This is a genomic window from Stutzerimonas stutzeri, assembly GCF_000219605.1.
Lineage (GTDB): Bacteria > Pseudomonadota > Gammaproteobacteria > Pseudomonadales > Pseudomonadaceae > Stutzerimonas > Stutzerimonas stutzeri.
In genome coordinates this window covers 3,269,716-3,283,860 of the sequence record NC_015740.1, presented here as the reverse complement: position 1 = coordinate 3,283,860, position 14,145 = coordinate 3,269,716, and the positions used below count along the sequence as shown (strand labels likewise).

The 14,145-nt window shown below is 64.9% G+C and carries 14 protein-coding genes; 5 read left to right on the top strand and 9 right to left on the bottom strand.

Translation table 11 applies throughout. From position 1 onward, the window contains the following. Positions 1–46 precede the first annotated feature (46 nt). Complete coding sequence (cysE, locus tag PSTAB_RS15250) at positions 47–841, bottom strand: serine O-acetyltransferase (RefSeq protein WP_013983638.1); 795 nt, start codon at positions 839–841, stop codon at positions 47–49. Positions 842–1,000: 159 nt separating this feature from the next. Between cysE and PSTAB_RS15245 the strand changes: the two genes are divergently transcribed. Further along, complete coding sequence (locus PSTAB_RS15245) at positions 1,001–2,149, top strand: pyridoxal phosphate-dependent aminotransferase (RefSeq protein WP_013983637.1); 1,149 nt, start codon at positions 1,001–1,003, stop codon at positions 2,147–2,149. After that, complete coding sequence (locus PSTAB_RS15240) at positions 2,137–2,931, top strand: amidohydrolase (protein WP_013983636.1); 795 nt, start codon at positions 2,137–2,139, stop codon at positions 2,929–2,931. Before PSTAB_RS15245 ends, PSTAB_RS15240 begins: the two co-directional genes overlap by 13 nt. On the opposite strand, the gene PSTAB_RS15235 is transcribed toward PSTAB_RS15240, so the two are convergent. The 7 genes from PSTAB_RS15235 to PSTAB_RS15205 all read right to left on the bottom strand — a co-directional run bounded on the left by PSTAB_RS15235 (position 2,928) and on the right by PSTAB_RS15205 (position 9,193). Then, complete coding sequence (locus PSTAB_RS15235) at positions 2,928–4,265, bottom strand: APC family permease (protein WP_013983635.1); 1,338 nt, start codon at positions 4,263–4,265, stop codon at positions 2,928–2,930. The two genes, PSTAB_RS15240 and PSTAB_RS15235, sit on opposite strands and share 4 nt — an antisense overlap. Before the next feature lie 14 nt (positions 4,266–4,279). Continuing rightward, entirely contained in the window at positions 4,280–5,080 is an 801-nt protein-coding gene (locus tag PSTAB_RS15230; protein ID WP_013983634.1) for a 50S ribosomal protein L11 methyltransferase, read from the bottom strand. Positions 5,081–5,291: 211 nt separating this feature from the next. Continuing rightward, positions 5,292–5,657, bottom strand: coding sequence for a DUF2784 domain-containing protein (locus PSTAB_RS15225; RefSeq protein ID WP_013983633.1), 366 nt, complete (start codon positions 5,655–5,657; stop codon positions 5,292–5,294). Between the two features lie 4 nt (positions 5,658–5,661). Next, positions 5,662–6,324: a DUF2238 domain-containing protein gene (locus tag PSTAB_RS15220; RefSeq protein ID WP_013983632.1), complete on the bottom strand. Its 663-nt coding sequence runs from the start codon at positions 6,322–6,324 to the stop codon at positions 5,662–5,664. A gap of 34 nt (positions 6,325–6,358) precedes the next feature. Further along, positions 6,359–7,090: an endonuclease gene (locus tag PSTAB_RS15215; protein WP_013983631.1), complete on the bottom strand. Its 732-nt coding sequence runs from the start codon at positions 7,088–7,090 to the stop codon at positions 6,359–6,361. A gap of 100 nt (positions 7,091–7,190) precedes the next feature. After that, positions 7,191–8,048: a carboxylate/amino acid/amine transporter gene (locus tag PSTAB_RS15210; RefSeq protein ID WP_013983630.1), complete on the bottom strand. Its 858-nt coding sequence runs from the start codon at positions 8,046–8,048 to the stop codon at positions 7,191–7,193. A gap of 89 nt (positions 8,049–8,137) precedes the next feature. Further along, positions 8,138–9,193: an NAD(P)-dependent alcohol dehydrogenase gene (locus PSTAB_RS15205; RefSeq protein ID WP_011914112.1), complete on the bottom strand. Its 1,056-nt coding sequence runs from the start codon at positions 9,191–9,193 to the stop codon at positions 8,138–8,140. Here PSTAB_RS15205 and PSTAB_RS22050 point away from each other — a divergent pair. After that, positions 9,192–9,320: a hypothetical protein gene (locus PSTAB_RS22050; RefSeq protein WP_256365378.1), complete on the top strand. Its 129-nt coding sequence runs from the start codon at positions 9,192–9,194 to the stop codon at positions 9,318–9,320. The genes PSTAB_RS15205 and PSTAB_RS22050 overlap by 2 nt on opposite strands. Positions 9,321–9,441: 121 nt before the next feature. On the opposite strand, the gene leuA is transcribed toward PSTAB_RS22050, so the two are convergent. Beyond that, complete coding sequence (gene leuA, locus PSTAB_RS15200; protein ID WP_013983628.1) at positions 9,442–11,112, bottom strand: 2-isopropylmalate synthase; 1,671 nt, start codon at positions 11,110–11,112, stop codon at positions 9,442–9,444. 315 nt (positions 11,113–11,427) lie between these two features. On the opposite strand from leuA, the gene PSTAB_RS15195 reads away from it, so the two are divergent. Both PSTAB_RS15195 and PSTAB_RS15190 read left to right on the top strand, forming a co-directional pair. After that, on the top strand, positions 11,428–11,808 hold the full coding sequence (locus tag PSTAB_RS15195; protein WP_013983627.1) for a DUF2946 domain-containing protein: 381 nt from the start codon (positions 11,428–11,430) through the stop codon (positions 11,806–11,808). 50 nt (positions 11,809–11,858) lie between these two features. Further along, positions 11,859–14,054, top strand: a complete 2,196-nt coding sequence (locus PSTAB_RS15190) for a TonB-dependent copper receptor (protein ID WP_013983626.1) — start codon at positions 11,859–11,861, stop codon at positions 14,052–14,054. Positions 14,055–14,145: the final 91 nt, after the last annotated feature.

Below are 14,145 nucleotides of genomic sequence, written 5' to 3'. Positions count from 1 at the left end.
TCCTCCCATTCCCGCTGTCGGCCCCACGTGTGGGCTCGGTGATGCCTCAGCTGTCGCCGTCGAACGACTGGTCCATGTCCAGGGCCGGTCGTGCGTGGCGCGGTTTGCCGACCTGGCGGGCTGGGTTGCCGACCACGGTGGTATGCGGCGCAACGGGGTGCAGCACGATGCTGCCGGCACCCACCTTGGCCCCCTCGCCAATCTCGATGTTGCCGAGAATCTTCGCGCCCGCGCCGATCATCACGCCGCTGCGAACCTTCGGATGACGGTCGCCACCTTCCTTGCCGGTTCCGCCCAGGGTCACGCCCTGCAGAATCGACACATCGTCGCCGACCACGGCCGTCTCGCCGATGACGATTCCGGTGCCATGGTCGAGCATGATGCCGCTGCCGATACGGCTGGCCGGATTGATGTCGATGCCGAGGCGTTCGTTGCAGCGTGCCTGGATGTACATCGCCAGCAAGCGCTCGCCGCGACCGTGCAGCTGATGCCCGATGCGGTACGCCTGCAATGCCAGAAAGCCTTTGGAGAACAGGAAGACCTCCAGTGCACTGTCGAATGCGGGGTCGCGGCTGACGATCGCCTGCAGGTCGCAGCAGGCCGTCTCGGCCAGCACAGGCAGCTGGTGGTGCAGCCCGGCGAAGCGATCGGTCAGGGTGTGGCTCTGTTCGATGCTGTCGGCCAGGGCATGGCCGATGCGGTGGGCGAGCGCGCCACCGAAGTCCGGCTGATCGAGGATGGTCTGGCGGACGATCGTGGCCAGGGTCGGCTCGGTGTCCAGGGCACGTTGCGCCTGTGCGCGCAGCTCGTTCCACAGGTCGCTGACGGAAAGGTTCGACATGGCAGTTCCTTGAGGGTCGATGACGGGTTGGCCATTGCCTGAACTGTAGCAGCCTGAACAGGCCGTCGGCCGGCGCGTCTCGTATCGGGTCGCGCTCATCGGCTATCCTGTCGGTCTTCGCTGCCGACTCTCAAACGGCAGGCCTGTCGGACGATCGTCATGCTCACCAGTAAATTGCCCAATGTCGGCACGACCATCTTCACCACCATGTCGCAGCTCGCTGCCGACACCGGTGCCTTGAATCTCTCCCAGGGCTTTCCCGACTTCGATGGCCCCGAGGCGTTGCGCGAAGCCCTTACGCGCCACGTCATGGCGGGCCACAACCAGTACGCCCCGATGGCCGGCCTGCCGGCGCTGCGCGAGCAGGTGGCGGCCAAGGTGGCCGGCCTGTACGGACGGCAGGTGGACGTCGCCAGCGAAATCACCATCACCCCTGGCGCCACCCAGGCGATCTTCTGCGCGATCCAGGCGGTGGTCCGCCCAGGCGACGAGGTGATCGTGTTCGATCCCTGCTACGACAGTTACGAGCCGTCCGTGCAACTGGCCGGGGGCACCTGTATCCACCAGCAGCTGAGCCTTCCGGACTTCCGGATCGACTGGCAGCGCCTGGCCGACGCCATAACCCCCCGCACGCGGATGATCGTGCTCAACACCCCGCACAATCCCAGCGGCGCGTTGATCGATGGTGGCGATCTGGATCGACTGGCAGCACTGATCCGCGAGCGCGACATCTACCTGCTCAGCGACGAGGTTTACGAGCACCTGGTCTTCGACGGCCGGGAGCACGCCAGCGTGCTGCGTCACGAGGAGCTGTATCAGCGTGCCTTTGTCGTCAGCTCGTTCGGCAAGACCTATCACGTCACCGGCTGGAAGACCGGTTACGTGGTGGCGCCGGCGTCGCTCAGCAGCGAACTGCGCAAGGTGCATCAGTACGTCAGCTTTACCGGCGTCACGCCACTGCAATGGGCGCTGGCTGACTTCATGGCGGCGTATCCGGAACACATCTCCGAGCTGCCAGCGTTCTATCAGGCCAAGCGCGATCTGTTCTGCGACCTGCTGGCTGGCTCCCGCTTCCGCTTCACCCGCGCCGCTGGCACCTACTTCCAGCTGGCCGATTACTCGGCGATCCGCCCCGACCTCGACGACGTCGCCATGGCCGAATGGCTGACCCGCGAGCACGGTGTGGCGAGCATCCCGATCTCGTTGTTCTACCAGGATGCGCCGGCCGATCTCAGGCTGGTGCGCTTCTGCTTTGCCAAACGAGAGGAGACGCTGCGTCAGGCGGCGGAACGACTATGCGCGATCTGAACAAACTGCCCGATCTCGAACTGGCCCTGATCCAGACCACCCTGGTCTGGCAGGATGCCGATGCCAACCGCGAGCGTTTCGCCGGGCTGCTCGAGCAGGCCCGCGGTGCCGATCTGGTCGTCCTGCCGGAGATGTTCACCACCGGTTTTTCCATGGACTCGGCAGCCCTGGCCGAGCCGGAAGAGGGCGCGACCTATGCCTGGCTGCGCGGCCAGGCGGCGCGGCTGGATGCGGTCGTCACCGGCAGCGTGATCATCGAGGCCGCCGACGGCAGCCATCGCAACCGCCTGCTCTGGGCGCGTCCCGATGGTGAGGTGTTGCATTACGACAAGCGCCACCTGTTCCGCATGGCCGGTGAGCACAAGCACTACACGCCAGGCCTGCAACAGGCCTTGTTCGAGGTGAACGGCTGGCGGGTGCGTCCGCTGATCTGCTACGACCTGCGCTTCCCGGTGTGGAGTCGCGATCCGCACGGCACCGATCTGCTGCTCTACACGGCCAACTGGCCGGCGGCGCGCCGCGATGCCTGGAACCGCCTGCTGCCGGCGCGTGCCATCGAAAACCTCTGCTACGTGGCGGCGGTCAATCGGGTCGGCGAGGACGGCAAGGGCTACCCCTATAGCGGTGACAGCCAGGTGCTCGACTTCAAGGGCGATACGCTGCTCGATGCCGGTGATCGCGATGGCGTGTTCCGCTGTTCCTTGCGCGCCCGTGACCTGGCGGCATTCCGCGAGCGCTTCCCGGCGTACCACGACGGCGACGAGTTCGAGCTGAAGCTCTAGGGCTCGACGCCCGAGGTTGCGCTCACCGCAGCCGGGCTGCGCACCAGCAGAAGCGGCAGGCCGAAGGCAAGGACCAGCAGCCCCAGCAGCGCGCCCGGTCCCGCGTAGAGCGTGCTGGAGACGAACAGGCCCAGGCAGCTGCTGGCGAACAGCAGCGGTAGCCAGGGGTACCAGGGTACGCGGAATGGCCGTGGCGCCGAGGCCTCCAGCCGGCGCAGTCGCAGCAGCGAGAGCGCCGTCATGCACATGAAGAACCAGAATACCGGCGCGGTGTAGGCGACCATCGCCTGCACGCCGCTCTGGCTCAGCGCGCCGAACAGGATCAGCAGCAGGGTGATCGCCGCCTGTACCAGCAATGCCCGCACGGGCGTCGAGCCACGCTCGTTCCAGGCCGCGAGCCGATGCAGCCGCGGCACGTCCCGGCCCAGCGCGTAATACACCCGTGCTCCGGTGAGGATCGTCGCGTTGAGCGTGCTAAGGGCGGTAAAGCAGATCAGCAGGCTCAACCCCTGAGCCGCCCAGCTCCCGGCGACGATCTCCATCAGATCGGCACCGATCGCGTCCGACTGGCTGAGCGCCTGCAGACCGAATATCTGCAGCAATGCCAGGTTGGTCAGCAAATAGAGGGTGGTCACCAGCAGCGTGCCGAGCAGCAGTACGCGGCCCATGTTGCGCGCCGGGTTGCGCAGCTCGCCCGACAGGTAGGCGGTTTCGTTCCAGCCTCCGTAGGTCAGCAGCACGAAGACCATGCCCATGCCCAGCATGCCGAGGCCTCCGTCGCGCGGCTCGATCGCGGCCGGCGAGCTGGGGCCGCTGGAAAGCAGGCCGGCCAGCATCACGCCGATGACGGCGACTAGGGTGAGGCTGCTCAGGGCGATTTGGACGCGTTTGGACTCGCGCGTGCCGCACACGTTGAGCGTGGTCAGCAATGCCACCGAGAGCAGGGCGTGCAGCGTGCCGCCGTGGTCGCCCAGGGGCATCAGCCGTTGCGCGTAGTCGCCGTAGATGAAGGCCACCGCGGCGATAGCGCCGGTCTGGATCACGGTACCGCGGGCCCAGGCGAACATCAGGCCGAAACGGCGACCCCAGGCCAGCCGCAGGTAGTGGTACTCGCCGCCCTCGTCGGGGAAGCTCGCGCCCAGCTCCGCGTAGCACAGCGCGCCGACCAGCATCAGCGCGCCTCCGGCCAGCCAGAGGGCGATATACAGCGTCCCGCTGTCGGCATGCTGGGCGACCAGGGGCGGGAAGCCGAAGATGCCGACGCCCACCACGACGCCGACCAGCACGGCTACGCCATCGATCACCGAGAGGTCGCCGCTGTGCCGCGAGCGCATCTGGCTACTCATGTTCAGCTACGCCGCGCGCTCCAGCCGGAGGCGACTCCTTCACCTTGCAGCGGGTTGATACGGTCGCCTTCCACCTTGCCCACGTAGTCCATGCCGCCCACGTTGAAGTGGAACACGTCGCCTTCGAGGCTACCGGTCACGCTGTTGTGCAGCCCCCCGGAGCGCGCGACGCCGAGCACCTGCTGGAACTGCTGCTGCAGCTCGAGGGTGAAGCGGCCGTCCGCTGTTTCGACTTCCCAGCGCCCGTCGACCTTGGCCGGAACCACCCACAGGTAGACGTAGCTGCCGCCGACGTAGTCGGTGCGATCGGCCGGCCAATCGTTCATGTCGAACGCGTGCGATACCACCCGGGTGCCAGGCTTGAGCGTATCGAGGATGACCGGGCGCAAGCGCATGTTGATCCGCGGCAGCAGATACATGGTCACTACGGTAGCCTCGGCAATGTCCTTCTTGAACAGGTCGCCCTGCTCGAAGCTGACCTTGTCGGCAACCCCCGCCGCCTCGGCATTGGCCTTGGCCTCGCGGATGCGTTCCGGGTCGAGGTCGATGCCCAGCGCCGAGTCGGCGCCGCGATCGCGGACCGCGGCGATGGCGATGCGGCCATCACCGGAGCCGAGGTCGATGACGGTATCGCCGGCCTTCACATCGGCCATCGCCAGCATCCGCGCCACGACGCGATCGGGCGTCGGCACGTAGGGAACGTCAAGCTCCGGCGCAATCTGCGCGTGAGCGGGAAGCAGTGCGGTCAGCAGCAAGGCCAGGACTGCAAGCGACGCCGGACGGCGGGCGGTGGCGAGCGACATGGGTGATCCCCTTGGTTCGGCCCGTTGGGCTTGGGTGGACGTTAATGTCCGGACCCACGGCTGCTCGCAAGGTTCTCGTCGCCGGTTGATGGAATGCTCGGCGAGGCTCGCTCGCTGCCTCCCAGGCCGCGTGGCACGGGCGTTGCCCTCGAACTACCGGCTTGTAACGCGATGTGAAGGATATGCCTGCCTGTTCCGGGGCCCGTCCGGGTCACCTGTGGCGTAGCCGCCACAGCAACCAGCCATAGACCAGCAGATTGGTCAGCACCACCACGGCGGCCAGCACGTATTGCACCGGCGTACTCAGCCAGTCGGGGTAGATCAGCGGCAGCAGGTAGTGCTCGATGAATCCCGCTTCGTAGCCTTCGTTGCCGGCCAGCCGTCGCAGCAGGTTTTCCCAATAGGTCAGCGGGCAGGCGCCTCCGCTCAGTTCGATATAGATGCCCCAGGCTACGGCCGGAAGATGCAGCAGCAGAAAACCGCGTCTCCAGGCCACCAGCAGACCGCCGAACAGCACGAAAAGGATGAAGCTCAGGTGCAACAGCAGTACGGCGTCGGCACCGATCCGATAGAGCATGGCGTCAGCCCGCCGCGCCGGCACGCTGCAGATGCTCGATCTGCCGGTCCTGCCTGCCCGCCAGCAGGCTGACCGACAGTAGCGCACCGAGCAGCGCCATGAGCATGTCGGACTGGGTATCCCAGGGATCGCCCTGGGTGCCGAGGAAGTCCACGGCGCCCTGTCCCGCCAGCAGCGCCACCCACCACTCGATCAGTTCATAGAAGGCGCTGAATGCCAGCGCGACGCAGACCGCGAGAAAGCCCAGCATCTTCCCCGGCACGACGAAGCGCAGGCGCAACAGGATTTCCCGGGCGAGCAGGGCCGGCGTCACGCCCTGGATGAAATGCCCGAGCTTGTCGTAGGGGTTGCGGCTGAGGTCGAACCATTCCTGCACCCAGAAACCCGCCGGTACCCTGGCATAGGTATAGGTGCCGCCGAGAATCAGGATCAGTGCGTGAATGGCGATCACGACGTAGAGCAGGCGGGTCAGCGGAAACGACCGATGACTGAGCAGCAGCACCGGCGCGGCGATCAGTACCGGTACGACCTCCAGCAGCCAGGTGGCGCGATCGTATGGCGCGATGGCCGAGGCGATCAGCGCCAGTAGCACGAGAGTGCCGAGCGTCAGGTGAAGCGTTCTGTCCTGCATCGAAGTTGCCAGCATGGCCCAACCAGCCGGCAGCATGCAGCGGCACCGGGCGGCGTGCAACCGACGCCGGTTAACCCTGGCCGTCGGTGCGTTTCGCTGAATGGGACAGCGCACGGTTGCAGCGCTGCAGATCGACTGCACCGACGAAGTCGTTGGCGTTGCCCTGTTCGCAGGCGATGCGCTGATTGCGCCAGCGCTCCCACTCGCTGACCGGGTACTGACGGTTCCAGATGTCGTACAGGCGCTGGTCCTGCTTCGACAGACGCAGTTTGTAGCGCTCGCTCATGTACAGATAGGTGCGGGCAATGGCGCCGCGGCTGTATTCGGGCGGCATCGCCGTACGCTGCTTGAAGTTGACCACGAAGGGGCAGGCGCCGTACTGGCTGGGCTTTTCGCTGAGCATGCCGAAGCCGAAGTTGCTGCGGTCGCCGTTCACCTCGCCGACCACCGGGACCAGGTTGTGCAGGTCGGCCTCCGCCCAACTGAACACCGGGTCGTTGGCCGTGCAGTGCTTGCGTCCGCCCTGTTGCCAGCATTGCCGCTGATGGCCGATCACCCAGGCCGGCACGATGTGCTCCCATTCGACCCGCTCGGCCCGCTTGGGCTGTTTGCGGGGAACGTAGCCGCAGCTGGCGAGATCGATGCGGTTGCCCTTGAACTGGCAGCCGCAATAGAAATCCACCGGGCGATCGGCATAGATGGTCCAGGCCACCTTCTTGGCCTCGCGGAAGGTGCGAGGCGCGTCGGCGCAGGCGCTGGAGGAAAACAGCAGGACGAGCAGTAGAAAGCTGAAGCGGCGCATGGAAATCTCGACGACTGAACGAGTTCCGCATCCATGCGAAGGGCCGGCATTCTACCGTTACGGCTATGAAAAGCCATATAAAACAATAACTTGTGTGATGTCACCTGGCCTTCATCTGGCCCAGGCGATTGATCCGCAGCGAGGCGAGGATGATTGTCCCGCCCACCGCGAGCAGCACGAGGTTGGTGCTGGTGCCCCAGATCAGCAGGTTGAGCAGCAGGCCTACCGGCACGGACATGTTGTTCATCACCGCCAGCGTGCCGGCATCCACCAGCGTGGCGCCCTTGTTCCAGCAGAACTGGCCCAGGGCGGTGGCCAGCACCCCCATCCAGATCAGTACCGACCATTGTGTCGTCGTGGTCGGCAGCTTCTGCGCATCGCCGAACAGCAGCCACGCGGGTAGCACGATTACCAGCGCGCCAAGAAAGAAGTAGCCGAAGCGACGATGCAGCGGTACGTCGGAGGGGTAACGCTGCGCCAGATGCTTGTAGGCCACTTGGCCGGCAGCAAAGGTGAAGTTGGCCAGCTGCATGAGCAGGAAGCCGCCGAGAAAATCGCCGGAAACGCCGTCGTAACGGATAAGTCCGGCGCCGAACACTGCGACGGCCGCGGCGACCAGTGCCCAGGGGTTGAAGCGGCGGTTGAGCGCGTCATCGATCAGCGTCACGTGCAGCGGCGTGAGCACGGTGAAGAGCAGCACCTCGGCCACCGTCAGCACGTTGAAGCTCAGGTACAGGCACAGGTAGGTGACGCCGAACTGCAGCGCACCGACCAGGGTCACGCCGACGATGAAGCCGGGCGCGACACCGCGCCAGCGGGTAAATGGCAGGAACACCAGCCCGGCGAGAACTACCCGCGTTAGCACGGCGAAATAGCTGTCCACCTGGCCGGCCAGGTAAACGCCGATCAGGTTGAAGGAAAAGGCCCAGAGCAGGGTGATGAAGATCAGATAGCGCATGCCGCCTCCACGACGAAGGCGGGCGACCTTAGCGGCTGCGCATGAAAGAGGGAAGGGCTGGCGCGCCTGCGGGCTCGCCAGCCGAACGATCAGGCCGCCTTCAGGGTGGCCATGTCGATGACGAAACGGTACTTCACGTCGCTCTTGAGCATGCGCTCGTAGGCTTCGTTGATGTCCTGCATGCGGATCATCTCGATGTCCGAGACGATGCCGTGCTCGGCGCAGAAGTCGAGCATCTCCTGGGTCTCGGCGATGCCGCCAATCAACGAGCCGGCGATGCGGCGGCGCTTGAAGATCAGGCCGAACACGCTGGGCGACGGATGCGGCGCGGCTGGTGCTCCGACCAGCGTCATGGTGGCGTCGCGCTTGAGCAGGTTCACGAACGCATCGAGGTTATGCGGCGCGGCAACGGTGTTGAGGATGAAGTCGAAACTGTTGACGTGCGCCGCCATCTCCTCCTTGTTCTTCGATACCACCACTTCGGCGGCGCCGAGGCGCAGGGCATCTTCCCGCTTGTCCGGCGAGGTGGTGAACAGCACGACCTTCGCGCCCATGGCATTGGCGATCTTCACCGCCATATGGCCGAGTCCGCCAAGGCCGACCACGCCGACCTTCTGTCCCGGGCCGACCTTCCATTGGCGCAGCGGCGAGTAGGTGGTGATGCCGGCACAGAGCAGCGGCGCGACCGCGGCCAGGTTGTCGGTGTGGCTGATGCGTAGCACGTACTTCTCGTCCACCACGATGTTGTCCGAGTAGCCGCCGAGGGTGTTTTCGCCGCCGCCGAACGCCGGACCGTTGTAGGTGCCGACGAAACCGTTCTCGCAATACTGCTCCAGCCCTTCGCCACAGGACGAGCACGTGCGGCAGCTGTCGACCAGGCAGCCGACGCCGGCGACGTCGCCGACCTTGAATGCGCTCACGGCTGAACCGACTGCCGTCACACGGCCGACGATCTCGTGGCCGGGCACGGATGGGTAGAGCGTGTTGTTCCACTCGTTGCGTGCGGTATGCAGGTCCGAATGGCAGACACCGCAGTAGAGGATGTCGATCTTCACGTCATTCGGGCCCACCTCGCGGCGCGAAAACGAATAGGGTGCGAGCGGGCTGTTCGGGTCGAGTGCGGCGTAACCGAGGGTCTGGCTCATGACGGCTCCTTTGATGATCGGGGTTGCACAGCGCAAGCCTAATGGCGAGCGCATCGGCATCGTTTGCACAATCCTGCCGATGGCTTACGTGTTTCTGCTGATTGCCGAGGCTCGCGCTGCCGACTGAACTGGGAGAGCGTCGGGTGGGGACAGTTCAGCCGCATGTTGCTGCGGTGATGAGCTGCCATAAGAAAACGGGCGCCATCGAGGATGGCGCCCGTCGTCACGTCAGAACTGAGCGATCAGCCTCAGGCGGCTGCCTCCTGCGCTTCACGCAGCGCGCGGTTCATGGCGCTGAACAGGGCGCGAATGCTGGCGGTGGTGATGTTCTCGTCGATGCCGATACCGTGCAATGGCCGCTCACCATCCAGACGCACCTCGATATAGGCAGCGGCCTTGGCGTTGCTGCCAGCGCCGATGGCGTGTTCATGGTAGTCCATGATCTCCAGCTTGACCGGCAACGCGGCCACCAGTGCTTCCAGCGGACCCTTGCCGATGCCGCGCCAATGGACGACCTCGCCATCGGCAGCCACTTCCACATCCACCGCGCTGGTGCCGTTCTCTTCCTGCAGACGATGCCCCTTGAGCGTATAGGGCGCGGTTGCCTGCAGATACTCGGCTTCCAGCAGCGCATAGATCTGCTTGGCGCTCATTTCCAGGCCCAGCCGATCGGTCTCCTTCTGCACCACCTGGCTGAACTCGATCTGCATGCGCCGCGGCAGGCTGATGCCGTATTCCTGTTCGAGGAGGAAGGTGATGCCACCTTTGCCGGACTGGCTGTTGACGCGAATCACGGCCTCGTAACTGCGACCGATGTCGGCCGGGTCGATCGGCAGATAGGGCACTTCCCAGAGGCCGTTCGGGTCCTGCTGGCTGAAGCCCTTGCGGATCGCATCCTGGTGCGAGCCAGAGAACGCGGTGTGCACCAGGTCGCCGACATAGGGATGGCGCGGATGCACCGGCAGCTGGTTGCATTCCTCCACCACCTTGCGCACGGCATCGATGTCCGAGAAGTCCAGCTGCGGGTCGACGCCCTGGGTGTACATGTTCAGCGCCACGGTGACCAGGTCGACGTTGCCGGTACGCTCGCCGTTGCCGAACAGGCAGCCTTCGACGCGATCGGCGCCGGCCATCAGGCCCAGTTCGGTCGCCGCCACACCGGTGCCGCGGTCGTTGTGGGTATGCAGGCTGACCAGCACGCTGTCACGTCGGTCGATCTGCCGGCAGAACCACTCGATCTGGTCGGCGTAGACATTCGGCGTAGCGGCTTCGACGGTGGCCGGCAGGTTGAGAATCAGCTTCTGCTCGGGCGTCGGCTGGAACACCTCGATCACCGCGTTGCACACCTCGACGGCGAACTCTGGCTCGGTGGAGCTGAAGATTTCCGGCGAATACTCGAAGCGCCAGTTGGTCTCCGGGTTCTGCTCGGCCAGGCGCTTGATGATCCTGCCTGCGTTCACGGCGATCTGGATCACGCCGGCCTTGTCCTGATTGAAGACGATGCGGCGGAAGCTCGGCGCGGTGGCGTTGTAGTAATGAACGATGGCCTGCTTGGCGCCTTTCAGCGACTCGAAGGTGCGGGTGATCAGATCCTCTCGCGCCTGGGTCAGCACCTGGATAGTGACGTCGTCGGGAATATGGCCGCCCTCGATCAGCTCGCGAACGAAGTCGAAATCGGTCTGCGAAGCGGAGGGGAAGCCCACCTCGATTTCCTTGAGGCCGACCTGCACCAGTGTCTTGAAGAAACGCATCTTCTTCGCGGCATCCATCGGTTCGATCAGCGACTGGTTGCCGTCGCGCAGATCGGAGCTCAGCCAGATCGGCGCCTGGGTGATGGCCTTCGACGGCCAGGTGCGATCTGGGATGTCGATGGCCGGGAAGGCACGGTATTTATTCGATGGATTCTTGAGCATGGTCATGGCGTTTCCCCAGGTGAAGCTCGAGCTAAGCAAGTTGTCTGCCCGGTGCGGACACCGGTTTATGGTGCAAAGCTATTGCTTCGTACGCACGCATTGCAATACATCGAAGAAAATTGGTGATTTGTTTCGATTATTTGGCTTGTTGAGCGTTTTATTTCTTTTGCAGGGGAAAACTTCGTGTTCAATTGCTCGCTCGGCTTGCGGCCTCATGTCGCAGCGGTCGAGGCGCGGCGGACGTGCGATCATCCGGTCAACCCCGCAGGATCGGTTCGGGCGACTAAGGACATGGCGGTGACACGCAAACGGCTATCGACAATGAGCATCTGGCTTGGCCTGTTCGCCATGCTGATGATTCATGCCGGCCCGCTGTTCTCCGCCATCCAGGCCGCCCAAGCGGGCGTGCAACACCATCACCACGCCGAACACCAACCGTCCGCCCATGACCTTGGGCAGCGGCATTACGCCCAGGGGCATCATGGTCAGCCGCGCACGGGTGAGCCGGCTTGGCTGACCGCGCTGGAACTGTGCGGCTACTGCGAACTGCTGACGGTCAACCCGCCGCTCAGTCTGGCCCTGCAGTTGGTGCTGCCGCGCCACGAAGCCGACCATCTCCAGCCCCTTCCCGAACAACCGCTGCCACCAGCGCTGCGATGCAGCAGTGGTCATCCACGCGCACCCCCGCTTCTGCACAGCTGACGTCATCGACCGCCCTTGGCGGTTCAATCACCTGCAGAAGTGGAAGTTCTATGTCCAGCATTACTCATGGCTGTACGGCGCGTGCGCGCCTGTCCGAGCGTTTTTTGATTCAACCGTCGCGGAGGCGGTGGCAGTTCGCCCACGCCGCCTTGCTGGGAATGTTCGCCAGCGGCGCCCTGGCCGCCGAGCATGATCATGCCGCCCACAGCGAGTCGGGCGACAGCGTTGAACTGGCGCCCATGGTCATCACCGGAGTCGCCCAGCAATCGCCATTGACGGTCGTCACCGACCCGAAGATCCCCCGCCAGCCGATGCCGGCCAGCGATGGCGCCGACTACCTGAAGACCATTCCCGGTTTCTCCGCGGTGCGTAACGGCGGGGTGAACGGCGATCCGGTTTTCCGCGGCATGTTCGGCTCGCGTCTGAAACTGCTCTCCAATGGCGGCGAGATGCTCGGCGCCTGCCCCAACCGCATGGATTCGCCGAGCTCCTATATCAGCCCGGATACCTTCGACAAGCTGACCGTCATCAAGGGCCCGCAGACCGTACTCTGGGGCCCTGGTGCCTCGGCGGCGACGGTGCTGTTCGAGCGCGAGCCGGAGCAGTTCAGCAAGCCCGACTACCGCATCAACGGCAGCCTGCTGACCGCCTCCAACGGCCGCTTCGACCGCAACCTGGACGCCGCCGCCGGCAACAGTCAGGGCTACGCGCGGCTGATGGCCAACAGCTCTCAGGCCGATGATTATGCCGATGGCAACGGTGACACCGTGCCGTCGCGCTACGACAAGTGGAACACCGATGTCGCCCTGGGCTGGACGCCCGACGAAGACACGCTCGTCGAGTTCACCGCCGGCCGCGGCGACGGCTTCGCCCGTTATGCTGGGCGCGGCATGGACGGCAGCCAGTTCCAGCGCGAGAGCCTTGGCCTGCGTTTCGAGAAGACCAACATTGGCGAGAGCTTCTATGGCCTGGAGGCACAGGTCTACTACAACTACGCCGATCACATCATGGACAACTACAGCCTGCGCGATTTTGTGCCGTCCATGATGATGCCCAACCCGACGCTGTCGCGCGTCGACCGTCGTACCCTGGGAGGCCGTCTGGTCGGCACCTGGCAGTGGACCGACGTCGAGCTCAAGGCCGGGGTCGACGCCCAGCGCAGTGAACATCGCAAGGTGATGAACCCGGCTGGCGCCGCCAATCAGATGGTCAACGCCGCCGGCAGCGACGCCTTGCCCTGGGTGCCGGATGCGATGCTGCACAGCTACGGCGTGTTTGGTGAGCTGAGCTGGCAGCTCGGCGAGCGCGAGAAGCTGATCAGCGGGCTGCGCCTGGACCTGCATGAGGCGACCGACGAGCGCGCCTTTTTCCGTAGCCACGATCCTTCCAGCATGCCCATCGTCTCGCGCAACTGGGACAACCCCACCGCCGGCGAGACCCGTCGCGACACGCTGTACAGCGGGTTCGTACGCTACGAGGAAGAGTTGGTCAGCGTGCCGGCGACCTGGTATGCCGGCCTCGGCCATGCCGAACGCTTCCCCGACTACTGGGAGCTGTTCGTCTCCAACCCCGGCCCGGTGGGCACCGTACAGCCGTTCGACTCGGTACGCCCGGAAAAGACCACGCAGCTGGACGTCGGCCTGCAGTACGCCAGGGGGCCGCTGGAGGCCTGGGTTTCCGCCTATGCCGGGGTGGTCGAAGACTACATCCTGTTCAGCTATGTGCCAGGCGTGATGCCCGGCATGGTCCGCGCCGAAGTCAGCAATATCGACGCCACCATCGCCGGTGCCGAGATGGGTGCGAGCTACCGTTTCACCAACAACTGGAAGGGTGACGCGAGCCTGGCCTACGCCTGGGGCAAGAACCGCAGCGATGACCGCGCAATGCCGCAGATTCCGCCATTGGAAGGGCGTCTTGGCCTGACCTACGAGCGCGACAACTGGAGCACCAGCGGCCTCTGGCGAGTCGTTGCTGCGCAGAACCGTGTTGCCGAGAACCAGGGCACCGTGGTCGGCAAGGACTTCGACGAGAGCGCTGGCTTTGGTGTACTGGCGGTCAATGGCGCCTACCGGCTGAACAAGAACTTCAAGCTCAGCGCCGGCGTCGACAACCTGCTGGACAAGGCCTACAGCGAGCACCTCAATCTCGCCGGTAGTGCGGGTTTTGCCGATTACGGGCTCGAACCTACCAGTCGTGTCAACGAGCCGGGCCGCACCTACTGGGCGCGGGTCGACATGAGCTTCTGAAGGAACTGACGACGGTAAAGGAGCGGGGCGTTCCCTCGCTCCGGACGTAGGTTGGCGCTGAGGCGCGGGGTTCGAAGGCGTGGCCCGCGGC

Bases quoted from the DNA above. Each gene is read 5' to 3' on its own strand.
- PSTAB_RS15240 (WP_013983636.1), top strand. From the start codon at position 2,137: ATGCGCGATCTGAACAAACTGCCCGATCTCGAACTGGCCCTGATCCAG.
- PSTAB_RS15215 (WP_013983631.1), bottom strand. From the start codon at position 7,090: ATGCGCCGCTTCAGCTTTCTACTGCTCGTCCTGCTGTTTTCCTCCAGC.
- PSTAB_RS15235 (WP_013983635.1), bottom strand. From the start codon at position 4,265: ATGCGCTCGCGGCACAGCGGCGACCTCTCGGTGATCGATGGCGTAGCC.
- cysE (WP_013983638.1), bottom strand. From the start codon at position 841: ATGTCGAACCTTTCCGTCAGCGACCTGTGGAACGAGCTGCGCGCACAG.
- PSTAB_RS22050 (WP_256365378.1), top strand. From the start codon at position 9,192: ATGACGGCTCCTTTGATGATCGGGGTTGCACAGCGCAAGCCTAATGGC.
- PSTAB_RS15230 (WP_013983634.1), bottom strand. From the start codon at position 5,080: ATGTCGCTCGCCACCGCCCGCCGTCCGGCGTCGCTTGCAGTCCTGGCC.
- PSTAB_RS15225 (WP_013983633.1), bottom strand. From the start codon at position 5,657: ATGCTCTATCGGATCGGTGCCGACGCCGTACTGCTGTTGCACCTGAGC.
- PSTAB_RS15220 (WP_013983632.1), bottom strand. From the start codon at position 6,324: ATGCTGCCGGCTGGTTGGGCCATGCTGGCAACTTCGATGCAGGACAGA.
- PSTAB_RS15190 (WP_013983626.1), top strand. From the start codon at position 11,859: ATGTCCAGCATTACTCATGGCTGTACGGCGCGTGCGCGCCTGTCCGAG.
- leuA (WP_013983628.1), bottom strand. From the start codon at position 11,112: ATGACCATGCTCAAGAATCCATCGAATAAATACCGTGCCTTCCCGGCC.
- PSTAB_RS15195 (WP_013983627.1), top strand. From the start codon at position 11,428: ATGAGCATCTGGCTTGGCCTGTTCGCCATGCTGATGATTCATGCCGGC.
- PSTAB_RS15205 (WP_011914112.1), bottom strand. From the start codon at position 9,193: ATGAGCCAGACCCTCGGTTACGCCGCACTCGACCCGAACAGCCCGCTC.
- PSTAB_RS15210 (WP_013983630.1), bottom strand. From the start codon at position 8,048: ATGCGCTATCTGATCTTCATCACCCTGCTCTGGGCCTTTTCCTTCAAC.
- PSTAB_RS15245 (WP_013983637.1), top strand. From the start codon at position 1,001: ATGCTCACCAGTAAATTGCCCAATGTCGGCACGACCATCTTCACCACC.